The following is a 24,455-nucleotide window of genomic DNA, read 5'->3' as shown; positions in this document are numbered from 1 at the left end:
GTGCAACAGCACCGGGATGGTGCGCAGGTACAGTCTCGCGGGGATGCGCCCCAGGGTGCAGGCCGCTCGGCCACGATAAGGCCGCCGTCCGTCTGGGCGGCCGGTACGCATTAGAGCGCCTGGCACAGGACAACCGGCCACCGGCAGACCATCGTCAACGTCATCTGCGCCTACCTGCGCATGCCCTATACGCCACCTGCTCCGGCCAACCCCGAAATCGACCCCGACGAGGCGCCCAGCGGCACCGTCAAGAAGAACCGCGCCAATCCGATCAGCGTCTGCCGCAAGGAATGGCCGTACGTGAAACCGAAGGAGCAGAGGCTGGACTGCGACGAGTTCCCCTTCGCCAGTACGAAGGAAGGCTCGCTCTCGGCCAACGGCAACTTCTCGGTGCGGTACATCGACGCGTCCGACAACCGCAGTTCAGGCAGCCAGCTCGGCGTCTTCTGCCAGCAGACGCGCAGGCTCGGCAACGACCCCTTCTGGGTCTACAGCAACCCGATTCCGGACGACCGTGACGAGCCTCCAGTCCGCTGAGGGCTAACATCGTGGCCCGCCTGGTTTCCGGGCGGGCCACGATGTTGAAAGGGAAAAAAGGTGCACCCCGCCGACGCGAAGTACGCCGAGCTCATGGACGCCGGCCTCCCGGACCAGCTCTGCCTCACCTGGGTCCACGAGCCCGACATCGACGAGGTCGCCCGCCGATTCGGGGCCGACGTCGCGTCGAAGACGTAGGCCGATGTGGACCTCATCGCGGAGCTGGAGGAGGACTACCGGGCCGAGCTGATCCACCTCGTCACGATCGGCGACTGGACGCTCGCCCTCGCGCCCGACTTCGGGTCGAGGTAGCGACGTGCTGAAGGTGGAGCTGGTCAAGCAGCTCAAGGCGGTGGTGCAGAGTGAGCTGTCACCGTGGCAGGGCGCGGGGTACCTCGCCCAAGACGTAACGGCCGATGACATCAAAGCCCTGATCGTCGCGGTACGAGGAGTGGTCGCCGCTTCAGACGCCCTGGTCATCGTCGTCGTTCTCGCTGTGCTGCGATCAGGAACGCTGGCCGGGCTCGTTCACGATCCTGGCTTCCAGTTGCGCGGTCAGGCTTACCATGCCCGCCTTGAAGATCTCCTTACTGCCATCGGCCCGCTCGTAGATCCGGTCCTGCAGCCGCGTCGAGTTGGCGCCCAGATACCTGAAGGTCTGCGGGTCCAGTACAAGAGAGTTTTGTGTTCCGTCGTCGGTGAGGCTGAAGGCGACACCTCGCCGTCCGTCGGCGACGGCCACGTTCTGGGCCACCGTGATGCCCTTGATCGCAGGCAGCGCACGGAAGAGCGCGGCCCGCACCTCAGGGGTGAGCCACTGTTCGGAGAGGAACTGGTTGATCTCCATGAGGAGCATCGCCGGAGGGACGTGGCCGTTCAGTTCCTGCGGCCCCCGGCGGTCTTCGTCAAGGATGCCCGCCTTGATCCTGGCCGTCACCCCAGCCGGGGTGACAGGAGCTTTGGCCAGATCAGCAGGGTTGAAGACCGCGCTGCCCTGGAACATCAGCCTGCCGCCCTCATACCAGGCCGACCGCTTGCCGTCCACACTGGTCCACCGTTCCCAGGTGGCGCGCCGGTCCCGGTCGACGTCGGCCTCGATGCCGGCCAGCTGCAGTTCCTTGGTGTAGAGCCACTGAGCGGGGCCCGGCGCGGGCGTCGGATCGTTCTGGGCCGCGCTGGCGGCACGCTCGCCCAACTCGGCCACACCGGCCACCGGCGCCATGTCCGGCTGGTCCCTGAGCGTCACGACGGTCCCACCGATCGCCAGGGCCAGAGCCGCCGCCATCGCGATCCGCCGGCCGAACCTTCTCGCACCGGACGCGGCCGACTCGCGCGCGGCCTCTGGTTCGTGGATCGCCGTCATCAGCCGCGCCTTGGCAACAGTCGCGGCGCTGCCGGTCATCACCGGGGTGTGCCGGCGAAACTCCTTCAGCTCGTTCACTACAGCTCCTCATCCCCTAGCACGTTCCTGGCCTTCTTTCGCGCCCGGTGCAGCCGTGACCGCACAGTTCCCACAGAGATGTCCAGCGCCCGCGCCACTTCCTCGTAGGACATGTCCTCCCACGCCACCAGCAGCAGCACGTCCCGATGCCCACGGGGCAGCGACGCCAGCGCCCCCGCCAGCTCACGATCCCTGCCCTGCGCCGCCACCCGGCGCGCCACGGTGTCGTCCAGCGCCTCGGGCAGAGGATCTATCCCGGTGCGGCTCAGGGCCCGCAGCAACCGCTCCTCCTGCCGCCGATGTCTGGCGATCAACGTGGTGGCGATCCCGTACAGCCACGGCCTGGCCAGTGCGAACGACGTGTCATACGTCCCGCGCCTGCGAAAGGCCGCCAGGAACGTCTCGGCCACGATGTCGTCGGCGGTTTGCACGCCAAGCCGCCGCGCCGCGTACAGATGGATCTGCAGGGCGTAGCGGTCGAACAGCGCCGCGAACTGCTCCGGGTCACACGCCGAACGACGGATCAGCTCTCCATCGTCGATCTCGACCGTCTCAGCATCCAAAGCCCCTCCTTCGTGAGCAGATGTTTCACCGTGCTGTCTCCCGAAGGTCGTCACCGAGTTCCCGAAGTCTCCTCGCGCTCGTTGTGGCGGGACGGGTCGCCGGCGTAGCCGAGCAGGGGAACTGGACAGTCTGGGCCAGCCCAGGCCTTGGTACGGTCCTGCCGAGCAAGTCACCACATCGATCGTTACAGCCTGCACTTCCCCGAGTACGTCGAGGACGGGCGACGGCTCGGCCGCCAGCGCGCCGACTGACCCCCGGACGCGCGTCGAGGGCCCCACGACAAGGGCGCCGTCCGGCTGGGCGGCCGGTACGCAGTGGAGCGCCTGGCGCAGGACAACCCCCGGGACGAGTTCCGGCCGTTTTCCTTGTCGATGACAAGACCGTCTGCAGCGGACGGCAAGGCGGATCCAAGGCCGGGTTCCTAACGTCCGGTTCCATGAGATCACTTCACCTCCTGCTCGGTGTCCTGGTCGCCGCCGGAACACTCGCCGCCCCGGCGACCGCCGACTCCGGGCCCGGCATAGTCGGCGCCGAGGCCACCGTCACCGAGTCACTCCAGACGTTCTGGACCCCGGAGCGCATCGCGCGAGCCAGGTCACGGGAGCTGCCTGCCGCCGAGCAAAGCGCCGCCCCGGCCCGGCCGGCCGAACCGGCGGGGCGTGAACTGACCGTCCCGGGCTCGGCACCCGCTGGCGGCCCGCAGAAGGGCTTCCTCGCCAATCCCATGGTGGGCCTGATCCTCGGGGAGAACGCGCAGGGACTGTTCGCCTGCTCGGCGAGCGCGGTGGGCGGCCCCGGCCGCAACGTCATCGCGACCGCGGCCCACTGCGTACACGAAGGCCCAGGCGGCACCTGGGCGAGGAACCTCGTTTACCTGCCCTACTACAACTACGGCCCCGACCCCTACTACGGCACCTGGACCGTCGTCGGGACCTACGTCTACAGCCCGTGGATCGAGTCGCGTGACTACACCTACGACTACGCCTTCGCGAGCGTGCTGCCACGCGACGGCCGGGTCCTCGGCGACGTCACGGGATGGAACGGCATGTCCTTCAACCGCACGGGCGTCTACACCGCCGCGTTGTGGGGCTACCCGGCGATCCCGCCGTCCGAGGGCGAATGGCAGTACAACTGCGCCACCACCGTGATCGCCAGCGTCTTCAAGAGGCTGCAGGCGGGCGGCGACTGCGCCACTCTCGCCGCGCCGGGGTCGAGCGGCGGTCCGTGGATGTACGACTACCAGCAGTCCAGAGGCTGGGGTTACGTCACGTCGGTGAACAGTCAGGGAGCCCGGGGCCAGTACGTCCTGGGCCCGTTCTTCGGCGACGCCGCGCGGCGGCTCTGGGAGCACGCCGGCGCCCACGGCGCGACCCTGTCATGACGAGGGCCGGATCGTGAGGTCCATCTACGACAGGCGCCGCTGACTGGGCGTGGCCTTAGGCGTCCTGGGCCGCATAGGGCCGTCGACAGCCCGGCCGGGCGCGATCACCACGGCGGCCGGTCAAGATGTCGAACTTCTCCGCGCGCGGCCGGGCGGTGCATCCGTCGGCGTCGACCCAGTGCCGGAAGCTGGTGCGCTTGTAGCCGTCCCTCTGTTCGGCCGCGACCGGTGGTTCGGCGACGGCCTGCCGCGGCAGCGGTGGCACGACGGCGGCGGGCGCGGTGTGATGTGCCGACCCGGTCGGTCCGGCTGCCGGCCATCGTCCGCACCTTAGCCTGAGGTGATGACGAAGAACTGGGCCGACGTCCGCCAATACTTCCTGCGCGACACGGTCGCCCATGTCGCGACCCTCCTACCCGACGGTGCGCCCCACAGCGTTCCCGTGTGGGTGGGTGTGGAGGGCGACCTGATCGCCTTCTTCTCGCTTGAAGGCTCGCAGAAGGTGAAGAACCTCGAAGCCGACCCCCGCATCGCCCTCTCGGTGACCGGCTCGGACAACCCCCTCGACATGGCCACCGTGCGCGGCCGCGTCGTGCGGCGCGTCGACGGGGACGCGGCCCTGCCGATCGTCGACCGGATCGCCGAGCGATACACCGGCGAGCCGTACGACATCCGCGAGGGTCTGGTGGCCTTCCTCATCCAGCCGGAGGTCTGCTGGGCCCGCGACTACACCGCCGAGTAGGCCCTCACCGTTGTGAGATGAAGGGACCCCCCGGGGCGAAGGCGTAGTCGGCGAACCGCCGGCCGATGAGCTGATGCGTGGCGGTGTCGGGGTGGAGCGCGTCGGGGAGGGGGTGCTCGGCGGCGTCCGCTTCTCCGTAGAGCGCGGTCCCGTCGAGGTAGTGGAGGTTCGGGTCGTCACCACGCCGCTCGACCAGGGAGGCGAGCGCGTCGCGGATCACCCGGAGCGTGAGACGTCCCAGCTCACGGTCTCCGGGCCGGCCGGTCGCGGTGAAGCGGACCTGGTCGGTGCCCAGCGTCGCCGGGTCAACGGCTCCCGGTCCCGGGGTGTCCTCGTGGATGGGGCACAGGATGGGGGAGATCAGCAGAAGCGGTGTGTCGGGGTGTCCGTCGCGGATGGTGTCGAGGAAGCCGTGGACGGCGGGGACGAAGGCCCGCAGCCGCATGGCGTCGAGGTTCACGACGTTGATTCCGAGCTTGACGCTGATCAGGTCTGCCGCGGAGTCACGGATGACGCGGGCGGTGAACGGGTCGACCAGCGCGCTTCCGCCCAGGCCGAGGTTGCGCAGTTCGACGCCGGCGCGTCGGGCCGCGACGACGGGCCAGATCTGAGTGGGTCCGCTCGCGTTCGAGCCGTGGCTGATCGAACTGCCGTGGTGGACCCACAACGGACCCTTCGCGTCGACGGGACGGACGGGCTCGTCCGTCCGCAACTCGACGAGCTCAAGCCCCTCATTGTGCGGCAGCCAGATCTCGATGTCCTTGTCACCGGGGCCCAGACGCTGGAACGACACCGTCTGTGAGGGACCCGGCCGGAACCGCGTCGCCCCCGTTTCGAGGTCGACCTCCACGAGATCGCCGTCGGCCAGTCGCACCCCGGCGACCAGTTCTCCGTCGACCACGAGATCGATCCCTCCGCGCGGCCGATCCGCGCCCCGATAGGCGACCCGGGTGGGATGCACGACCAGCTCGATCGTCCGCGCCACGGTCGTGAACGCGAGACGGGCGCCAGAGGGCTGCGCCTCCATCATCGACAACTGCGGATCCGGGAACTGATCGCGCACCCGACCGGGCAGCCGGTGGAGCCGGACGCCTCGCGGGGTGCGTTCAAGCTCGGCGACCCCCCGGACGAGCCGGTCGTCGAAGGCGGTGATGATCATGGTCGTTCTCCTTCGGAGGGCGCGGGCCAGGCCCGCAGAGCGGCGTCGAGCGCGTCGATGATCCGATGCCAGGAGACGGCGGCGGACGGCCGGCTGTGAGCGAAGCCGCCGTTGCGCTCGATGCGGAGATAGCCGTTGATGGTGCTGCCGATGAACCGCACGGCGTGGACGTGCTCGCTCTCCGGCAGCGGATAGCCGCGGAGGACCGCGGCGGTGAGCGCGACGACGTCGCGCGCGCCCGCCGACCGGGCCGCTTCCTCACCCGCAGGGCGCTGCAACGCCTCCCAACGGCCCGGCGATTCGCGCGCGTAGTCGCGATGCGCGTCGGCCAGCGCCTCAAGGGCTGACCGTTCGGCCCGTCCCGCCACGGCGACCGACACCCGGCTCGCCAGTTCGGTGAGGGCGAGGATCGTCACACCCTCCAGCAACGCGTCGCGGTCCTTCACGTGTGAATACAGGCTGGGGCTCCGCACTCCGAGCCGGCGGGCGACGGCGGACAGCGTGACCGAGTCGAATCCCGTCGCGTCCGCAAGGTCGGCGGCCGCCTCCACGATCGAGGCCACCGTCAAAGGGCTTGCCTTCATGCCATCACCATATACCTAATAGCATTAGGCTTTCCCCTAAGCTCAGTAGGCACCGCGGTCGAGGTGGTCCGGCAGGCGAATTCCATGAGTTCCTCGACTTCAGGGGTATCGGGAACGGTTCCGGTTGGGGCGGGAGCCCAACTGTTCGGCCAGCTTGTCCACCCGGCGGGTCGAGAGCTCCCAGCAGATAGCCCGTCGGTCGACGGCGCCGAGTCCAAGCGGCGCCTCCGGCGACTACTCGGCCACCTCGTTGTCGCCGTCGGCGACGTGGACCGCGGGTGGCTCGACCGGTGACTTCAGCTGGACGTACCCGATGCCCCAGGTCGCGCTCACCTACAGCTCCTCCAAGGTGGACGGGCTGACGGCGTCCACGAACAACCAGCCCAGCGTGGTCGGTGAGGGGTGGGACCTGCAGTCGGGCGGGTTCATCGAGCGCCGTTACCGGTCCTGCGCCGACGACGGCGTCACCCCCAAGACCGGCGACCTGTGCTGGGCGTATGACAACGCGACCGTGACGCTGGCCTGCAAGGCGAGCGAGCTCATCCGCGACGACGGCACCAAGGTCGAGAAGCTGACCAGCACCACCAACGGCGACAACGACGGCGAGCACTGGAAGCTCACCACCATCGACGGCACCCAGTACTTCTTCGGCCTGAACCGGCTGCCCGGCTGGACCAGCGGCAAGCCCGAAACGGCCTCGGCGTGGACGGTCCCCGTCTACGGCGACGACTCCGGCGAGCCGTGCAACGCCCAGGACTGGTGCAGGCAGGCGTGGCGGTGGAACCTCGACTACGTCGTGGACCCCAACGGCAACGCCGCCACGTACTGGTATTCCAAGGAGAGCAACAACTACAACCGCAAACTGTTGACGGTGACGGCCTACGACCGCAGCGGCTACGCGCAGCGCTCCGACACTCTGTTCACCGTCCAGACCCCCGCCCGGGCCGCCTTCGGCATGGCAGAACGTTGCCTGCCCGACGGCAACTTCGACTGCGCCGAGTCGAAGTTCACCACCGCCAACGCGACCAAGTGGCCCGACACCCCGGCCGACCTCAACTGCCCGTCGACGTGCACGGGCAAGAGGTCGCCGAGCTTCTGGACGCGCAAGCGGCTCACCGGCGTGACGACCCAGATGTACTCAGGTTCGGGCACCGACTACGCCGACAAGGTCAGCCCCGCCATGGTCAGCGACCTCAACTACGGCTACGACACCGCCGGCAACATCACCTCGATCACCGACAAGGCGAACACGACCGACTCCCAGTGTTTCCAGTACGACTACCTGCGCCGCCTCACCGAAGCGTGGGCCCAGGGAAGCGAAGGCTGCGCGACCACCCCGGCGCAGTCGGTGGTCGGCGGCCCGGCCCCGTACTGGACGAGCTTCGGCAACGACGTCACCGGCAACCGCACCAGCGAGGTCAGGCACGCCGCCTCGGGTGACACCTCCCGCACCTACTCCTACCCGGCAGCCGGTGCGTCGCGCCCGCACGGCGTGACCGCGATCAGCGGCGGCGACGCCTACACCTACAGTTCCGGCAGCCAGTTCGGCGTCTTTTAGCGCCGCCGAAGAAGATGGTGATTGCGTAGGTGGTGTGAAGGAAATGCGGTTTCCGCATCCATCGCCGGAGGGGCCCGCTACCCTCCCGTACGTGATCATGAACTTAGTCGTGGCGGGCCTCGTGCTGACGACCGGCGCGGCCCACTTCGCGCCCATCAAGGGCGAGCCCACCCTGACCGCCAACCCCATCTACAAGAAGGCCGCCCTCCCCAAGGTCTCCTGCAAGGCCGTCAAGGGCACCACCAAGTCGTCGACCGAGAAGTACATCCAGAAGGTCGTCTCCTGCCTGAACACCGCGTGGAAGGGCGCGATCGACGACTTCCAGCCGGTCAAGGTGATCTTCAAGAAGGACGCCGGCTCCTGCAGCGGCAGCAGCGGCGTCAAGGGCTCGTACGCCGAGATCTGCTACACCTCCATCCAGGTCAGGCTGGCCGACGACTGGATCAAGGCCAGGAGCGACGAGAAGGTGTTCGCGGCCCTCATCCGCACCTGGAACGGCGTGGTCCAGGGCATGACCGGCATCGCCGAGGCCTACTGGGCGCTGCCCAACGACCGCACCGGTGAGGACGTCGCCGAGCAGACCCACCGCTACTTCCTGCAGGGAGACTGCCTCGCCGGGATCTCGGCCCGCAGCCTGGGCCGGAAGATCACCGACTTTTCCAAGGTCATCGCCGTCATGGAGCCCAAGGAGCTGGCCCGCCTCAAGCACAACGGCAAGCCCGCCAACCGCGTCTTCTGGATGAAGAAGGGCTACCAGTCGGGCAAACCGGGCGCCTGTAACACCTGGACGGCGAGCGCGTCCAAGGTCGTCTAGAAAAACCTCTCCGGGCATGTCGAGAACGCGTGAACGGCTCCGTCCTACCTGTCAGACAAGGGAGAAGGACGTGGACGCGAACGACGTCGCCGAGGTGCTCGCCCGGCCGATCGCGCGGCAGTTGCTGAACTCGTCGATCCCGGCGCGCCTGGCCTCCACCGGCCCCGACGGCGCGCCGAGGGTGATCCCCATCGGCTTCTGGTGGGACGGCGCGAACCTGGTCATGGCCACCGTGCCGAAGGCCGCCAAAGTGCCGGCGCTGCGGCACAATCCCCAGATCGCCGCGCACGGCCGCTGGGCGCCCACCTCTCCGGTGGTACTGGGCTACATCTGCGCAATGGATCGCTGGCGCGACAACGTCATGCGCAACGTCGGGCTTTGACGAGAGAAGCAGGCGCGATCCAGGTCAGACAGGCTCAACGCCGTCAGCAGCGGCTTCGCCGTGTCAGTGAGCCTTTTCATCCTCCGGCGACTCGGTGGTTTTGCAGGACGGCGATGGCTTTGACCAGGTGACCGGCTTTGGACGGGCTGCACCGTAACCGGTGCAGGATCCGCCAGCTTTTGAGCTGGGCGTTCGCGCGTTCCCCTGGCCCGCGTAGCCGGGCGTGGGACCGGTTGGCCGCCTTCTGCGGTTCGGCCTTGCCCTTGTATGGAGTGATCACCACTGCCGCTTCCTTGTGGATCCCCTGGTAAGCCTTGTCGGCCAGGGTGAGGATCCCGGCCGCCCGCAAGTGGCGGGGGATGCCCCAGATCCGGGCGGCGGTCAGGTCGTGGGTCTTGCCCGGAAGCGCACCCGACGTCCACACCAGATTGCCGTCGAGACCGGCGATGACCTGGATGTTCATGCCGTGCGTGCGATGTTTGGCCGAGTTGTACGGCCGGTCGGCCCGGACCCGGTCGGTGCGGATGAGGGTGCCGTCCGGGATCAGGTGCCGCAGCCCGTCTCTGACGGCCTTGCGCAGTGCCGCGGCCAGTTTCGGGGAGCGGGCCGACAGCAGTTTCACGGCCTCTTGGACGTATCGCCAGGAGGTCGCGGCCGATACTCCGAAACCGGCTCCGAGCTGGATGAACGTCTCGCCCTTACGCAGGTGGACCAGGACCAGGAGCGCTTGGCGGCCGGGGTTGAGCGCCCGCCACACCGACCCGATCGCCTTACGGTGCCGGCGGATGATCCCGGCCACGTAGTTCAGCCTTGAACGCGACAAATCGACGGAAGCGCGATAGAACAACACCCGAGGCTCCTGGTGGTAGGGCTGTTGATTGTGGTGATCAACCCGTCTACCAGGGGCTTCACTACGTCACGGGGCAAACTCCGACACCGCGATCACGCTGCGACCAGCCGCCCACCACAGGGGATGAAAAGGCTCACTGTTTGTGTTGTCGACTCGCTTCGGGTAAAGGGGCCGTATGGCGGCTGCTCGGTGGGGTTTAGTTCTTGTGAGATGCTCCTTGCGGTGTTCAGCGCTCGTGCCACCCCGCCGATTCCCGGGATCGCACCTAAAATGCCCAGAAGTGGTTCCTCGATGGGGCCGCCCAGGATGCCATCCGAAACCGCCGCTCCTGAACCGCGCCTCTCCTTTCTCTCTTGTGATCATCGAGCGTCTTCTTGTCGGACTTCTGGGCTACGGGGTCCTTGCCTCGTTTGACCCAGTTGTTATCTCGCTGCTGGTAGTGCTTCCGGCACCTCTTGGAGTCCCGCTTGTTGACCGCTGCGGCCTTCTTCTTAAGCTTCTTGTCCTTGGTCTTGTCGGCAAGCCTGTCTAGGTTTCCTGCCCGCTGCTGGCAATAGTCCGGGGAGCACAGGCCGGTCGGGTCGGCGTTGTCGAGCAGGTTATTAACCGCATAACCGTAGGGGTTGAAGCTCTGTGGAGCGGTTCTCGATCCAAGTAGGGGATCGGTGGAGATGAATTTGCCGATGCTCGGGTCGTAGTAGCGCGCGGATAGGTAATTCAGGCCGGTTGGGCTGTCTTCGATCTTTCCGAGGAAGCCGCAGTCGGTGCCAGGGAGGTTGTCGGTGCCCCGGGGCTGCCCGAAGGGTAGGTAAAGTCGGGCACAGTTAGGAAGTCACGGGCGGCCTGCCAGGCCACCACGACGACCATCTCTCCCTCAGCCGGGCTCACGCCGAGTGCGGCGGGGATCTGCTGCAGGCCGATCACGCGGGCGTTGCCGACGGTGAAGCCCTCGACCACGGGAGCCGGCACGAGCGCCATGTACCTACCGGCGCGAGCCAGCGCCAACGCCCGGAGCAGGAGCCCGGTCAGCACCCCGACGGCCAGCACCTCGGATGCGCCGTGCGCGTGCACGATCGGCACCAGCACCACCGTCATGGCCCCCGTCGGGCCCGACACCTGCAGCGCTGAACCGCCGAAGAAGGCGGCCACCGCGGTCGCCAGCCCCGCCTCCGCGCCCCATCCCCGAGGAGATGCCGAATCCGAGGGCCAGGGGGAGTGCGAGGATCGCCACGGTCAGTCCGGCCAGCAAGTCCCTGCGGGGATGACGGCCCATGGCGGCCAGTTCGGCGCGTTCGGGCGGCACCGATCGCAGGCGCGTCCAGCCCGCCCGGATCCGGCTGTTCACGCGCTCGTCTCGGCCTTCTCGTCGCGCGACTCCGCCCGCAGCTCACTCAGCAGTTCGCTCTGCCCTGACGGCTTCTCGGTCGGCAGTTCGCGGGCGGCCCGCAGGAGCCCCGCCACCTGTCCCCCCGCCAGGCGTACACCACGGTGGCCCCGTCTCGCTGAGCGCTCACCAGCCCGGAGCGGCCAGCGGCGTCGACAAGGTTGAGGCCAGCACGTCCAACCCGCGCAGGAGCACACTCTTGACCTGGATTTCGGTGATGGCGACGTGCTCGTCGACGAGGCCGTCCAAGTCGCAGCGTTCGGCCAGCCGCAGCACCGGCTCCAGCCCGGCGTAGGCGATCACATGCTCATCGTCCAAGCGCGCGTGGGTCCTGGCGGCGGCATGAAACAATTCTGCGGATCATGGAAGCGTAGAGAACTCCCATCTTCCCAGTTCACAGGGCACCTCTTTTCATTTCACGGCGACCACGTCCGAATCGGCTCGGTGCATCCGGGCTCAGCGCGGTCCTTCTCCCACGCGGCCTTTGGCGCGCCGTGCGTCCCGTCGCCGGCGACGGAGTAATCGGTGGACCCTGGCCGTTGGCCACGTTACACGGTTTGTTTCGGGGTTGTTGCGTCTGTTGTCAGCTGTTTGTATTTGTCCATCAGCCGCCTGAGCGGCGCAAATCCCGCTCTGGGCGGTTCGACCTGAGCTTGGTGCTGAACCAACCCGATTCACGGACCCCGCCGCGCCACGTTGAGGCGTTCGTAACCGTATTGCGCGTGAGCGCGCGTTCACGGCGAGTTAACTCCGCCTAGTCGCAGCGCGAAACATCCGGCTGGCGTCATCGATCTCACCCCACTTCAGGAGGAGTGCATGCATTCTCCCCCACGCGGCATTCTCGCCGCCCGACGCCGGGCCAATCGACGACGACTGGCTTGGCTACTGACCCCGATCCTGGTTTTCGTAACAATTGGGGTCAATCCTTCCCCGTCCCAGGCGCTTCCGATCGGTGTAGGAACGCCGGTGCAATTCACGCTCACCGACAACCAGGGTGCGTGGTTCGACACCGGTGCGACGCTGTTCGGCACGCGGTCGCTCGGCGTCGCCGTGACGCCGCGGACCAAACTCGCGTCGCTGCCGCTGAGCATCGACACGCTGCTCAACGGTGATCTCGGCGGCGGCCTGCTCAACCTGCCGCTGCTCAACGGCGACGCACCGCTGATCGGCAGCCTCGGTGTGAACGTCAACAGCCTGCTCAACCTCGACCAGCTGAACGCGGCGGTCGACGCGGCGGGCGGCGTGCTCGGATTCCTGAACCCAACGATCCAGCGTGCCAAGACGCAGATCAACCAGCTCAGCCAGCAGCTGTCGACGGTGCCGGACAGCAGCGCCGTCCCGCTCGGCAGCCTGCCCGTGGGGCTCGACCTGATGCGCACGCTCAACGAGGTCGCCGCGCTGGCGCCCAAGGACCTGAGCCTCACGCCGAAGGCGAAGTTCGCGGTGGCGGCACCGGCGGCCGCCTCGGCCCACTCGGTGACCAGCCTGATCTGGCCGGTCGGCGCGCAGCCGCTCGACCAGAACAGCGCGTTCATCGGCAACGTCGAGACCAGCCTGGCCGAGCCGGGCCTGTACGCGTGGCTCTGCAAGATCCACCCGTACATGCTCGGCGCTGTGGTCGTGGACGACCCGCTCACGCCCGGCCTGGACTTCGGCAAGAAGCTCAACGTCAACATCAAGGGCGGCATCGTCGTGCCCAGCTCGGCCGACGTGGTGCAGCAGCTCGTGCAGAAGTTCTTCCGGATCACCGCGCCCGACAACTGGCAGGTCTTCAGCAACACGCAGACCAAGAACTGGAACCCCTACTACCCGCCCGCGCCGATCCTGCAGTACGACGCGAACGAGCAGCCGGTGATCATCCCGAGCCTCGACGCGTACTACAACAGCAAGTTCAACGAGGGCGTCACGCTGCCCGCGCTCACCCAGCGGCCGAGCGTGCCCGGCGTCGGTGAGCTCTGGGTCGACACCCAGATGGAGCAGTACGCCGGCAAGGTCAAGTCCGGCGCGGCCACCAAGGTCGACGTGCAGAACTGGACCGTAGACCGGAAGGTGGCGCTACCACAGATCAACCTCAACAACCCGCACAATATGTGGTCGGACCGCGATGGAAAGTACATCTATCAGACGGAATGGTTCTCCGACCGCCTGACCGTGTTCGACCGGACCACGGGCAAGCTCGTGCGAACTATCCAGGTCGGCCCGGACCCATCTCATGTGATGACCCGGACCGACACCGACCAGCTCCACGTCGCCATCAACGCCGGCAACGCGGTGGTCGAACTGAGTCCGGGTGCCACGCAGATCGACAGACGCATCCTGGTGCAGGGTCCCGGCAAGACACCGGCCCACCCGCACGCGCACTGGATGAGCGCCGACGGGCGCACCATGGTCACGCCGAACGTCAACCACAACGACTCGACGATCGTCGACGTGCCGTCGGGCTCGATCCAGGAGGTGCAGACCGAGCAGTTGCCCATCGCGACCGGCATGATGCCGGACTCCTCGAAGTACTACGTGGCCAACTTCCTCGGCCAGAGCGTCTCCTGCATCTCGCTGGACGGGCCGGCGTGCCACAGCGACAGCGGCACGAGCGTCGGCTACAAGGCCATCAACCTGTGGGCGAACTACGACATGGTGACCGGGGCGACGACCGGGAGCTCCGGCGGCCTGCCGATCCAGATCCCGGTCAGCCCTGATGGCACCGTGGCGTTCGTGGCGAACACGCTCACGAGCAACATCGCCGTCATCGACACCAAGACCGACAAGGTCATCAAGTACCTGCCGTGCGACTCCGGCTGTCACGGCATCAACTTCGGCGCCAAGCGCGGCGGCGGCTACTACGCCTACGTGTCGAGCAAGTTCGCCAACACCCTCGCCGTGATCGACCCCGACCCCAACGGCGACGGCAACCCCGCCGACTCCACAATCGTCGGCAAGATGGTTCTCGACTCGGCCGCGGGCACCACGGTGGATGACATCGTGACCGGCTACAACGGCATGGGCGGGCAGGGCGTCTTGGCCTACCCGATCGTCTACAACGGCTGGGTGCAGAACGCCACGCCGGAGATGGCGAACCAGCTCACGTGTGTCCAGCTCAACCCCATCAACCCGGGGGTCTGCGAGTAACTGCGGGCCCGCGCTGCGGGAGAGGGACCGTGAAGCGGACGGTCCCTCCCCCTGACCAGGGCCCCCGATCGCGCACCACCCACGCCGGTCCATTCGGCCGCCGACACGTGGGCGCGTGCATTCCACAGTAGACGAGGAAGTACACCCATGCCTGATACGACCGCGCCGGAGCCCTTCGCGGCCCTCCGGCGTGCCCTCTCCGACGCCTCGCCACCGGTACGACGGCTGATGCTGATCGGCGTGATCGCGCTCTCGATGCTGGTCTCCGGCGCGGCACTGTTCGCGCCGAAGGCCGCGAACAGTGCCACGAACCACACGATCGTGATCAAGAACTTCGCGTTCACGCCGGACGTGCTCACGCTGGCACCCGGCGACACGGTCACGTTCGTCAACCAGGAGACAGACGGTACCGTCCACGCCATCCGCGGCGACTTCACCTCCCCGGACCTGCCGCCCGGGGCAAGCTTCATGGTCACCGTCACCACCGCCGGCTCGTACAACTACTACTGCAGTCTCCACCCGTACATGACCGGCATCATCAACGCCGGAACGGCACCGCCGTCGCCGTCCCGGTCGCCGAGCGCGAGCCCGTCGCCGTCCCGGTCACCGAGCGCGAGCCCGTCGCCGAGTGGCAGCCCGGGCACGAGCCCGAGCCCGAGCCCGAGCGCCACCCCGACGACGACGCCACCGCCCGGCTCCGAGCCCTGCGACAAGCCGGTCCTCGGCGCCGACCAGGGCGACGGCACCCGGCTGGCCGCCTACGATCTGGTCGGCACCGTCAAGGTGTTCAAGCTGTGCATGTCGCAGACCGACTGGGAGGTCTCGCCCGGGGTGGTGAAGCTGGCGTACACATTCAACGGCATAGTGCCCGGCCCCACCATCAAGGTCAACGAGGGCGACCGGGTGCGGGTCATCGTGCAGAACGACCTGCCGGAGCACACGGCGGTGCACTGGCACGGCATGCAACTGCCGAACGCGCAGGACGGCGTGCCGGACATCACCCAGCCGCACATCATGCCCGGCCAGACCTACACGTACGAGTGGACCGCCAAGTCGTCCGGCACGCACTGGTACCACTCGCACATGGGTGGCGGCCAGGTCGGCCGGGGCCTCTACGGCGCGCTCCTGGTGACCCCGACGCTGGGCGACATCGCCGCCGACAAGCACTACACCATCGAGATCGGCGACGGTTCCAACGGGTTCACCCTCAACGGCAAGTCGTACCCGGCGACCGTGCCACTGACGGCGGCGGTCAACCAGAAGGTCCACGTCCGGCTGATCGGCACGGGCCCCGAGATGATCCACCCGATGCACCTGCATGGGGTGCCGTTCCAGGTCGTGGCCCAAGACGGCAACAAGCTCGCGTCACCCTACACCGTGGACACGCTCAACGTCGGCGTCGGACAGACGTACGACATCGTGTTCCAGCCCAAAGAGCCCGGGAAGTGGATGCTGCACTGCCACATCTTCTCTCACTCCGAGGGACCCCACGGCATGGTCGGCCTCGTGACGATCGTCAATGTAACGCCGTAATCGCCGGCTGAACCCGCCTCCGAACCCGTGCCGGTCAGCCGTGAACGCACCTGACCGGCACGGGCTCCACATACCGATACGCGCAAGGAGTCCGTGCATGAAGCTCATCCGTGCCGTCACCGCGACGCTCGTGGCCGGCGTCGCCGTCCTGCTCGCCTCCGCCTTGCCGGCGTGGGCTCACGTCACCGTTTCCCCCTCGGTCGCCACCGCCGGCGGCTACGGCACGTTCGCGTTCAAGGTGCCCAACGAGCGCCCGGACGCGAAAACGATCCGCGTCGAGGTCGTCTTCCCGGAGAACGCCCAGCTCACCAGCGCCTCCCTGCGCCCCGTCCCGGGCTGGACGGCCACTGTCGCCACCCGGCAACTGCCGAACGCCGCGTCCGCCGCGTCCGCCGGGTCCGACGACGAGGCCGCCCACAAGGCCGTCACGGGCATCGTGTGGGAGGGCGGCGCCATCAAGCCCGGCGAGTTCCAGCTCTTCGAGGTGTCCCTCGGTCCGCTGCCCACCACGCCCGGCCAGCTCGTGTTCAAGGCGCTGCAGACCTACAGCGGCGGTGAGGTCGTCCGCTGGATCGACGTCCCGGAGGCCGGCGCGCCACGGCCCGAACACCCGGCGCCGGTGATCGACGTCAAGCCGGCGGACGCGCAGGCCAACGCGCCCGCCGCGGCCATCCCCACCCCCACCACCACCACCGACGACGACGGTGTCGCTCGCCTGCTCGGCTTGGCCGGCCTCGCGCTCGGCGCCCTCGCGCTGCTGACGGCGGCCGCGACCTGGCTGCGTCCGCGCACCCCGGTGCCGGCCTCCGCGCCGCTCGCGGAGGCGGACACCGCCGGGCGGCTCTAGCCATGACCCGCACCAGGACGCGCGGCACGGGGCTCGCCGTCCTCCTCGCAGGGTTCGCCACCGCCGTGTCCCTCGTGGTGGCGAGCCCTGCCTGGGCGCACGCGGAACTGGTCAACGCCGTGCCGGCCAACGGCCAGATCTACCAGGACTCCCCTCGGACGCTGCTGCTGCAGTTCACCGACCCGGTGACCGTGCCGCCGGACGGCGTGCGGCTGTTCGGCCCGGACGGCGCCCGCATCGGCATCGGCGCACCGGTCCACCGCGTGGGCGACGACACGTCGGTGGAGGCCCCGCTGAACGGGAAACTAGCCGACGGCGTCTACACCGTCTCGTGGCGGGTGGTGTCCTCCGACAGCCACCCGGTGCAGGGCGCCTACACGTTCACCGTCGGTACGCCGGGCAGCCAACCGGCCGGCGTCACGCCCCCGGGCGATCGTTCCGGCGATGCCGCGACGGCGTACGGCGCCGCCCGGTGGGCCGCGTTCGCAGGGTTCGCCGTGCTGCTCGGCACCGCGTTCTACCTGGCGTGGTGCTGGCCGGCCGGTGCGCGGCGACGGTCGGCCCGGCGGGCGTTGTGGGCCGGCTGGGGCGCCAGCCTCGCCGCCGCGATCGCCTCCGGCCTGTTGTACGGGCCGTACCTGGCCGACGGCGATGTGGCGAGCGCCTTCGACCCGCGGCTGCTGTCCACGACGTGGGCCACCGGCCTGGGCCGTGCCCTCGGGGTTCGCGTCGCTCTGCTGCTCGCCGCGGCGCCCGCGCTCGTCTGGCTGCTGAACCGCTACCCGGACGCGCCGGACCGCCGCACGCGGTGGACGGCCGCGGCGGCGGTGCTCGCGGCCGCCGCGGCGCTCGCCGTGACCTGGAGCATCGCGAACCACAGCGTGACGGGCGAGGCCGGCGGGTTCGCCGTGCCGGTCGACGTCGTGCACCTCGTCGCCGGCTCGGTCTGGCTCGGGGGTCTCGTCGCGCTCGCCGTGACGCACGTGCCGACCCGCGACGCCGTCACCCTGCGCGTGGCGGTGCCCCGGTTCTCGCACACGGCGCTGGTGTGCGTGGCGCTCATCGCCGCCACCGGGCTGTTCCAGGCATGGCGGCAGGTCGGGTCGCCGCCGGCGCTGTTCGCCACCGCGTACGGCCGGGTTCTGCTGGTGAAGGTCGCCCTCGTGGTCGTGCTGGTCGCGTTCGGCGCCGCCGCCCGCGGATGGGTCGCCCGCCACTACGGCGCGGTCGGCAACCGGCGCCGCGGCGGCCCTGACCCGCACCAGCTCTACGCGTTCTACCGGCGGCTGCTGGCCGAGATGGGGGTGGGCGCCGTCGTGCTCGGCCTGTCCGCCGCGTTGGTCGCCATGGAGCCGGCCCGCTCGACGGCGGCGACCGCGAATACGGCGGCGCCCGCGAATCGAGCGGCGCCGGTGCCGGCCGTACCCATACCCGTGCCGTTCTCGGCCGGCTCCGGCCCCGCCTCGCGCGGTGCGGTGCTGCTCACGGTATTTCCGCCCAAGGTGGGGCCGGCGCAGCTGCACCTGTCGGTGCTCGACCCGAACGGCGCGCCGCTCAACGTGCCGGAGGTGCACGCCGCCATGACCCTCACAGACCGGGACCTCGGGCCGATCCCGGTGGAGCTCCAGGGCGCCGACGGGCACTACATCGGCCAGCTGAACCTGCCGTTACCGGGTCGCTGGCAGGCCGTTCTCACGGTCCGCACCACGGAGACGGACCAGGCCACGGTTCGCGTCGTGGTCGACGTGAGCGCCTGAAGGGCGGATTCGGACAAACCACGCGGCACGCGGGCCGAGATCGACTCGGCGGTCGCGGACGCGCAGTGCCGGGCCGAGACCGGCTACTCGGGCTGGGAACCGAATACGTGAGAAAGGGGCCATGACCCGATCTTGGTAGTGCTTTCCCGCAGGTCGACGCCGGTTTCTGGTCAGGTGATGCTGTGCGGGTGAGAAGCTCAGGGGCTGATGGCCAGGACCTGCAGCACCGCCGCGACCCGGGCGAAGCTCCGGGGGTCGAGGATGGCGCCCTCGCGGCGGATGTCGTCCTCGTCCAGCAGCGGGATCGGCCGGTTTCACCGCCTGGACCTGCAGCCGCCATAACCTCAGCCATCAAAGCTCTCTGGCTGAATTTGGCTAGTGGAGCTCACTGTACGCCCGGCTCGCGGAACCCGCCCCGGACGGGGTGAGGGCGGCGAACGAACCGCCCTCACCCCGGTTGCCCCTCAGGGGTTATTCATCAGGCAGGGGGAATGGGGCCGATGATGTTGGCTCCGATTCCGTCGATCGTGCAGGTGGCGTGATCGAGCTCTGGCAACTCATCCGGAAGCGGATCGGTGACGACGACGCCGGGGGCGCCGCCCAGCGGCGCCGTTCGCCCGTCCGGAATGATGGCGACCCAGAACGAGAAACGGTCACGGATTCGGTGACGCTGGTAGAACACGCTCGTCCGCGACCCCGAAGAGCAGTTGTCCGCGCCCTTGATGGTGCGCACGGAATAGTCCCAGCTCGGGTTCGCCGCCCCCTCGACCGTTGAGGCGAAGGGGAATTCGTCGCAGTGGCCCTTGTAGGCCGGCCACATCTTCCGGCACATCGGGATCGACACCTTGCGGTTGTTGTTGATGGTGGTCGTGTCCCGCGTGCGGTGCAGGCAGGCGGGGGTCTGACCCTGCGTGCAGCCGGGATTCTGCCAGCTGAACTGGCCGGGGATGCGCTTGGCCGTTCCTTTGTCCGGATTGGTGTTGCCGGGGTAGTAGAGCGCGTCGAGCCAGTGCGCGGCCGACTCCTTCACCTTGGCCTCGTTGCCGTCGAGGATGAAGACCGGACGCACGGTGTTGACGATGCAGCCACCGGTGTAGGCCTTGATCCAGTCGGCGCTGTCGCAGATGAAGTGCTGCACCCACTCCTTACCCTTGAAGCTCGGATTGAGGGTCTTGAAGCTGTCCATCAGTTCTGGGTTGTGGGTGTACTTGATGGATGGCTTGAGGCTGCACGTGTTGCCCTTGTCCGGGCTCGTCGACCGCACGTTCTCGGGCACGCTCAGCTTGATCTCGATCGGTCCGCGGGCGCGCCACTGGGCGACCGTGAGCTCCTTGCCGTACCCCCACGGCTTGGTCACGCCGTCGGTGTCGACGAACGTGGCGGCACAGTCCGCCGACTCGCCCAGGCTGACCCGGAACGCGCGGTCGTCCCAGTCCTCATCGAGGAGGTGGATGTCGGTGACGCCGAGTTCGACCTTGATGTCCCGGCTGCTGTAACCGGTGGGGCCGTTTCTGGCGGCCCTTGGGGTGGCGGCGTTGTGGCCCTTGCCGACGTGGCTGTTCAGCACGATCGTCAGCCGGCCGTACCAGTTGGTGTCGCTCAGCAGCGGGGTGTCGTCGTTGACGCTGGAGTCCTCGTCGCGTTCGCCGATCCACATGGCGTAGCACATGCTGTACGAGTTCTTGGAGTACCAGCCTCGCCGGTGCATCGAACCGGCCAGGTCCGGTCGGTTGATATCGGCGATGGCGGTCTGGCACTGCGCCGCGGTCACGTGCTCGTAGGGGAACTTCTTGGCGGCGGCGAGGTTGCGGACCTCCTGCTTGGCCACGGCAGGGCGGACGGGCGGCGTGATGGAGACCGGTTGCCAGGCCGACCATTCACCGGTCGTGGTCCTGGCCCGCCAGCGTGTCTCCTGTCGATTGGTGAGCAGACCGGACGGCATGCTCGCCTCGGCGGTGGTGCTCCCCGCGGCTTCGACCGTGCCGGACCAGATCGGCTTCTGGTGCTTCGCCGACTTGGACGGCTTGGGGGCGACCTCGAACTCGACCTTCGCCCGGTGGTCCTGCGGGCCGGTCAGCCAGGCGCTGAGCCGGGGCGCGCCGGTGGTGCCGGACACCGCCAGTTTCGCGATGGCCCCTGCGGGGCCGGCCGACTTCGCGGTTGTTCCCGGCTGCGCGAGGGTGCCCGACCAGGGCGGGGCCGCGCCGATCTGGGTGGCCATGTCGGCCTGGATCTGGGCAGGGCTCTGGGCCAGGTTGTAGACGCGGACCTCGTCGATGAGGCCGCTGAAGTACTCGCCCCAGATGGTGTTGGCGCCGATGTGCAGGTCGCCGTCGACGTCCAGCAGACTGCCGGTGGCGGGGACCTGGCTGATCGGGGTGCCGTCGACGTACAGGCGGGCGGTGGTGCCGTCGTAGGTGACGGCCACATGACGCCAGGCGTTGGTGGGCAACGCCGTTTCGCCGTTGACCTTCATCACGTCCTCGAGGTCGGTGGCCAGCCAGGCGGAGGGGACGATCGTGTTGGAGGCGTACAGGCCGTATGACAACATCCCGATCTGTGGGTCGTCCTTCATCAGGATGGTGCGCCAGCTTGTGAGGTTCGTGGGTCTGATCCAGGCCGACAGCGTCAGGCCGGTCGTCAGGCCCAGTGACGGGGAGTCGGCGACGGTGACCATGCTGGAGGTGCCGTTGAACGACAACGCCTTGCCGTGCCGGCCCGCATTGCTCCAGCCGGTGTCCAGCGCCAAGCCGGTGTTGACCTGGCCGGAGGAGTCGCCGATCGTGGTGCCGGTCCCTTCCTCCATGCCGTAGGCCGCCACCAATCCCGGGACGGGCGTCGAGGTCGGGGTGGGCGATGGGGATGGCGATGGGGACGGACTGGGCGACGGGGACGGCCCGGGGGTCGTGCCGCCGATCTGGGTGGCCATGTCGGCCTGGATCTGGGCGGGGGTCTGGACGACGTTGTACACGCGGACCTCGTCGATGAGGCCGCTGAAGTACTCGCCCCAGATGGTGTTGGCGCCGATGCGCAGGTCGCCGTCGACGTCCAGCAGGCTGCCCGTCGTGGCGGCCTGGCTGACCAGAGCGCCGTCGACGTAGAGGCGGGCGCTGCTGCCGTTGTAGGTGACGGCGACATGCCGCCACGTGGCGGTGGGCAACGGCGCGAGGCCGTCGACCGTCACCCGTCCCGTGGTCTCCGCGGAGAACCAGCCGGACGGGACGGTGCCGTTGGAGGCGTACAGGCCGTAGGAAAGCTGCTCGTTGTCGGTCTTCATCATGATGGTGCGCCAATTGGCGACGGTCGCTGGTCTGACCCAGGCCGACAACGTCGCGGCCGTCGTCAGGCGGAGCGACGGGGAGTCGGCGACGCTGACCACGCTGGTGCTGCCGTCGAACGACAACGCCTTGCCGTACCGGCCGCCGGTGACCCAGGTGGTGCCCTGTGCCAGGCCCGTGTTGCCCTGGCCCGAGGAGTCTCCGATCGTGGTGCCGGCGCCCTCCTCCATGCCGTAGGCCGCCACCAGGCCGACGCCGTTGGTGGTGAATGACCAGGTGTCCGGCGTCATGACATTTCCTGCGGCGTCCTTCGCGCCGCTCACCGTCACGGTGTATCTGGTGCCGCGCGCGAGGGCCTGCGCGGGAGTGAAGGTCAGCACCGTGTTCGCCGCGTCCATCGCCGTGGTGCCCGCGACCGCGGCGCCCGCCGGGTTCTTCACCGAGAGCAGGGCCTCCTGTACGGCCTCGCTGAACATGACCTGCACCGGGGTGGTGGCGGCGACCCCGGTGGCGTTCCGGGCCGGGACGGCCTGCACGATCGTCGGCGCGGTGCTCTCCGCGATCGTGGTGAACGACCAGACGTGCGGAGCCGCCATGACGTTGCCTGCGGCGTCCTTCGCGCCGCTCACTTCGGCGGTGTACCGGATGTTGGCGGCCAGCGCCGCGCCGGGCGTGAAGATGAGCACCCGGCCGTTGTCGTCCGTGGTGGTCGTGCCCGTGACGGGGCTGCCGTTGGGGTTTTTCACCACGATCACGGCGTCGGTGACGGGCTCGCCGAACCCGGCGCGCACCGGCTCGCCGACCGGCGTGCCGATCGCGTCGGCCTCCGGGTAGGTGCCGTCCACCGTGGGCGGCGAGGTGTCGGGGCCGGTCGGCGGCTCGGGGTCGGGGTCGGTCGGATGCACCGCCTCGATCGCGTCGAGCCACTCCTCCGCGCTCATGTCATCGGGTACGCCCACGCCCAGCGCGGAGTCCTCCATGACGTAGTCCGGCGATTCCTCACGCTGCCGCAACGCCTGCGTTTCGGTGATCTCCGGGGCCGTGGGCCGCGTGTCGGCGCCGAACTCGTTGTCCCGGGCGTCGCCGATCGTGGGGTTGTCGAAGTAGGGCAGGAAGATGCCCTTGGTCTCGGCCGGGGGCGCGGGCTCCTCGTACTTGACGAACAGGTGCGGCGGGTGGCCGTCGGAGTCGGTGTAGTTGGCCGAGCGGAACTCCCGCCAGTTGACGACGCCGCCCTCGGCCAGTGCGCTGATGCGCAGGCCGTGGTTGGGCTGACCGGCGCCCCAGGCCCGGACGATGTCCTCGATGGTGTAGAAGACGTCCTGGGCATGAAGGTTGCCGGAGCAGTGATCGCCCACGGCGCTGCCCTTGACGCCCTGCCCGGCCGTGGTCACGGACGGCTGGGCGCTCCAGCTGAGCGTGTTGACGCTCCACGTGCTGGTGATCCGTCGCACCACGATGTCGCCTGCCTGGTCGCCGCAGGCGTGGGAGCGGTAGTTCCACGGACGCAGGTCGGCGTTGAGGATCGGGCGGCCCATGAACGGCGCGCCGGTCAGGTCGAAGCGCAGGTAGCTGCGCCAGACCGTGCTCGGGTCGTTGGTCGCACCGTTGGAGATGGCGTTGCCGCCGTTGCCGACAAGCAGCTTGAACATGCCCTGGTTGGGACCGCCGGTGCCCCAGGTCTTGTTGTTGATGAACGTGTCGTCGGGGTAGCCGGCGCCATACCAGTCCGATTCGGCCGCGGTCAGTGTCACCGGGTAGGTGACCCGCGGGTCGGCGAGGAAGGCCGCTTCCGGGGACAGCACCAGGGCGGGGCCGCCCGGCCGGTTCTCGATGGAGGTGGCCGCCGCGCCGACGTGGCCGGAACCGGGGGTCTGGGCCGCCGTGGCGTCCAGCATCCGTACCGTGGCCAGGTCGGTGACCTGCTTGTCGCCCGTCAGCACGGCCGCTTTGCCCGTGATGGTCTTTCCGTAGCGCATGCCGTCGGGCAGGACGGCCGGCACCGGTAGTTTCAACGGCCCGGCCGGTCGTTCCCGGATCACGATCTCCTGGCGGAAGCCGGTCGCGGTCACCGTGACCACCAGATCGACGGCGGGGCCGTAGGCCGATTCGTACACGGCCCTGTTGCCTGTCAGCTTCGGCGCGGGCAGGATGCCCGGTGCGGCGATCCGCACCTCTCCGGCCTTGTCCTTCGCGGTGCCGAGCGTCTTCCCCCTGGCGGTCAGGAGGGTGGCGTCGCCGCCGTCGGACAGGCTGATGTCCAGCGCTGTCATCCGGGGCCTGACCACCCCGTTCCCCGCGATCAGCGTCGTGTCGACGCCCTTCCAGGCGCCGTCGCGCTTGACCCGGACGGGCCGGCTGTAGACGTAGGTGCCCAGGGTCTTTCCGTCGGGGTTGGCGACGGTGGTGGAGTTCTCCGTGTGGAGACTCTCGATCTCGATCGGCTTCTGCTGCCGTCCCGCCTGCTGCTTGGCCGCCTTGACCGGGTCGGCGGCAGGGACGGGGGCGGGAACGGGGG

Annotated in this window: 19 protein-coding genes and 1 pseudogene; 11 read left to right on the top strand and 9 right to left on the bottom strand. The window is 68.7% G+C overall.

Annotated features, from left to right (window positions below):
* Positions 1-180 precede the first annotated feature (180 nt).
* Both AW273_RS38100 and AW273_RS37460 read left to right on the top strand, forming a co-directional pair.
* Positions 181-537, top strand: coding sequence for a NucA/NucB deoxyribonuclease domain-containing protein (locus AW273_RS38100; protein WP_062352967.1), 357 nt, complete (start codon positions 181-183; stop codon positions 535-537).
* 60 nt (positions 538-597) lie between these two features.
* Positions 598-735: a hypothetical protein gene (locus AW273_RS37460; protein ID WP_157556130.1), complete on the top strand. Its 138-nt coding sequence runs from the start codon at positions 598-600 to the stop codon at positions 733-735.
* A gap of 307 nt (positions 736-1,042) precedes the next feature.
* Here the strand turns inward: AW273_RS37460 and AW273_RS25355 are convergent, their stop codons facing one another.
* Positions 1,043-1,978, bottom strand: a complete 936-nt coding sequence (locus AW273_RS25355) for a CU044_5270 family protein (RefSeq protein ID WP_062352964.1) — start codon at positions 1,976-1,978, stop codon at positions 1,043-1,045.
* Positions 1,978-2,541, bottom strand: a complete 564-nt coding sequence (locus tag AW273_RS25350) for an RNA polymerase sigma factor (protein ID WP_062352961.1) — start codon at positions 2,539-2,541, stop codon at positions 1,978-1,980. The genes AW273_RS25355 and AW273_RS25350 overlap by 1 nt, the downstream gene beginning before the upstream one ends.
* A gap of 437 nt (positions 2,542-2,978) precedes the next feature.
* On the opposite strand from AW273_RS25350, the gene AW273_RS25345 reads away from it, so the two are divergent.
* Both AW273_RS25345 and AW273_RS25335 read left to right on the top strand, forming a co-directional pair.
* Complete coding sequence (locus tag AW273_RS25345; protein ID WP_062352958.1) at positions 2,979-3,923, top strand: trypsin-like serine peptidase; 945 nt, start codon at positions 2,979-2,981, stop codon at positions 3,921-3,923.
* 343 nt (positions 3,924-4,266) lie between these two features.
* Positions 4,267-4,665 carry a TIGR03618 family F420-dependent PPOX class oxidoreductase gene (locus tag AW273_RS25335; RefSeq protein WP_062352952.1) on the top strand — a complete coding sequence of 133 codons (399 nt, stop codon included), beginning with the start codon at positions 4,267-4,269 and terminating at the stop codon, positions 4,663-4,665.
* Positions 4,666-4,669: 4 nt separating this feature from the next.
* Here the strand turns inward: AW273_RS25335 and AW273_RS25330 are convergent, their stop codons facing one another.
* Both AW273_RS25330 and AW273_RS25325 read right to left on the bottom strand, forming a co-directional pair.
* The gene (locus AW273_RS25330) at positions 4,670-5,824 is read right to left on the bottom strand and encodes a GDSL-type esterase/lipase family protein (protein ID WP_062352949.1); all 1,155 of its coding nucleotides are present in this window, start codon (positions 5,822-5,824) and stop codon (positions 4,670-4,672) included.
* On the bottom strand, positions 5,821-6,408 hold the full coding sequence (locus tag AW273_RS25325; RefSeq protein WP_062352946.1) for a TetR/AcrR family transcriptional regulator: 588 nt from the start codon (positions 6,406-6,408) through the stop codon (positions 5,821-5,823). Before AW273_RS25325 ends, AW273_RS25330 begins: the two co-directional genes overlap by 4 nt.
* A gap of 313 nt (positions 6,409-6,721) precedes the next feature.
* Between AW273_RS25325 and AW273_RS25320 the strand changes: the two genes are divergently transcribed.
* The 3 genes from AW273_RS25320 (at position 6,722) to AW273_RS36550 (ending at position 9,162) form a co-directional block, all read left to right on the top strand.
* On the top strand, positions 6,722-7,966 hold the full coding sequence (locus tag AW273_RS25320; RefSeq protein ID WP_062352943.1) for a hypothetical protein: 1,245 nt from the start codon (positions 6,722-6,724) through the stop codon (positions 7,964-7,966).
* Between the two features lie 91 nt (positions 7,967-8,057).
* Positions 8,058-8,780 carry a neutral zinc metallopeptidase gene (locus AW273_RS25315; protein ID WP_157556128.1) on the top strand — a complete coding sequence of 241 codons (723 nt, stop codon included), beginning with the start codon at positions 8,058-8,060 and terminating at the stop codon, positions 8,778-8,780.
* A 70-nt stretch (positions 8,781-8,850) separates the two neighbouring features.
* Positions 8,851-9,162, top strand: coding sequence for a pyridoxamine 5'-phosphate oxidase family protein (locus AW273_RS36550; RefSeq protein ID WP_198168345.1), 312 nt, complete (start codon positions 8,851-8,853; stop codon positions 9,160-9,162).
* A gap of 76 nt (positions 9,163-9,238) precedes the next feature.
* Here the strand turns inward: AW273_RS36550 and AW273_RS25305 are convergent, their stop codons facing one another.
* The 4 genes and pseudogenes from AW273_RS25305 to AW273_RS37450 all read right to left on the bottom strand — a co-directional run bounded on the left by AW273_RS25305 (position 9,239) and on the right by AW273_RS37450 (position 11,714).
* Positions 9,239-10,012 (bottom strand): IS5/IS1182 family transposase, encoded by a 774-nt coding sequence (locus AW273_RS25305; RefSeq protein WP_062352938.1) that lies wholly within the window; start codon positions 10,010-10,012, stop codon positions 9,239-9,241.
* Positions 10,013-10,277: 265 nt separating this feature from the next.
* A pseudogene (locus AW273_RS39385) lies at positions 10,278-10,763 on the bottom strand (RHS repeat-associated core domain-containing protein); the annotation flags it as partial.
* Positions 10,730-11,128: a SulP family inorganic anion transporter gene (locus AW273_RS25300; protein ID WP_439648642.1), complete on the bottom strand. Its 399-nt coding sequence runs from the start codon at positions 11,126-11,128 to the stop codon at positions 10,730-10,732. The gene AW273_RS25300 and the pseudogene AW273_RS39385, both read right to left, overlap by 34 nt.
* A gap of 394 nt (positions 11,129-11,522) precedes the next feature.
* Positions 11,523-11,714, bottom strand: a complete 192-nt coding sequence (locus AW273_RS37450; protein ID WP_157556126.1) for a hypothetical protein — start codon at positions 11,712-11,714, stop codon at positions 11,523-11,525.
* A gap of 648 nt (positions 11,715-12,362) precedes the next feature.
* Here AW273_RS37450 and AW273_RS25295 point away from each other — a divergent pair.
* The 4 genes from AW273_RS25295 to AW273_RS25280 all read left to right on the top strand — a co-directional run bounded on the left by AW273_RS25295 (position 12,363) and on the right by AW273_RS25280 (position 18,659).
* Positions 12,363-14,522, top strand: a complete 2,160-nt coding sequence (locus tag AW273_RS25295) for a beta-propeller fold lactonase family protein (protein ID WP_198168344.1) — start codon at positions 12,363-12,365, stop codon at positions 14,520-14,522.
* Between the two features lie 147 nt (positions 14,523-14,669).
* The gene (locus AW273_RS25290) at positions 14,670-16,055 is read left to right on the top strand and encodes a multicopper oxidase domain-containing protein (protein WP_062352932.1); all 1,386 of its coding nucleotides are present in this window, start codon (positions 14,670-14,672) and stop codon (positions 16,053-16,055) included.
* A 97-nt stretch (positions 16,056-16,152) separates the two neighbouring features.
* The gene (locus AW273_RS25285) at positions 16,153-16,902 is read left to right on the top strand and encodes a YcnI family copper-binding membrane protein (protein ID WP_062352929.1); all 750 of its coding nucleotides are present in this window, start codon (positions 16,153-16,155) and stop codon (positions 16,900-16,902) included.
* 2 nt (positions 16,903-16,904) lie between these two features.
* The gene (locus tag AW273_RS25280) at positions 16,905-18,659 is read left to right on the top strand and encodes a copper resistance CopC/CopD family protein (RefSeq protein ID WP_062352926.1); all 1,755 of its coding nucleotides are present in this window, start codon (positions 16,905-16,907) and stop codon (positions 18,657-18,659) included.
* 478 nt (positions 18,660-19,137) lie between these two features.
* Here AW273_RS25280 and AW273_RS25275 read toward each other — a convergent pair.
* Positions 19,138-24,455: LamG-like jellyroll fold domain-containing protein (locus AW273_RS25275; RefSeq protein ID WP_062352922.1), on the bottom strand; the 5,318-nt coding region annotated here is incomplete at its 5' end.

The organism is Herbidospora yilanensis, from assembly GCF_001570565.1.
Taxonomy (GTDB): Bacteria; Actinomycetota; Actinomycetes; order Streptosporangiales; family Streptosporangiaceae; genus Herbidospora; species Herbidospora yilanensis.
This window is presented reverse-complemented; position numbering and strand designations above follow the sequence as displayed.

Coding starts and splice junctions, on each gene's coding strand:
- AW273_RS38100 (WP_062352967.1), top strand. CDS start 181: ATGCCCTATACGCCACCTGCTCCGGCCAACCCCGAAATCGACCCCGAC.
- AW273_RS25345 (WP_062352958.1), top strand. CDS start 2,979: ATGAGATCACTTCACCTCCTGCTCGGTGTCCTGGTCGCCGCCGGAACA.
- AW273_RS25335 (WP_062352952.1), top strand. CDS start 4,267: ATGACGAAGAACTGGGCCGACGTCCGCCAATACTTCCTGCGCGACACG.
- AW273_RS25330 (WP_062352949.1), bottom strand. CDS start 5,824: ATGATCATCACCGCCTTCGACGACCGGCTCGTCCGGGGGGTCGCCGAG.
- AW273_RS25325 (WP_062352946.1), bottom strand. CDS start 6,408: ATGAAGGCAAGCCCTTTGACGGTGGCCTCGATCGTGGAGGCGGCCGCC.
- AW273_RS25320 (WP_062352943.1), top strand. CDS start 6,722: ATGCCCCAGGTCGCGCTCACCTACAGCTCCTCCAAGGTGGACGGGCTG.
- AW273_RS25290 (WP_062352932.1), top strand. CDS start 14,670: ATGCCTGATACGACCGCGCCGGAGCCCTTCGCGGCCCTCCGGCGTGCC.
- AW273_RS25285 (WP_062352929.1), top strand. CDS start 16,153: ATGAAGCTCATCCGTGCCGTCACCGCGACGCTCGTGGCCGGCGTCGCC.
- AW273_RS25280 (WP_062352926.1), top strand. CDS start 16,905: ATGACCCGCACCAGGACGCGCGGCACGGGGCTCGCCGTCCTCCTCGCA.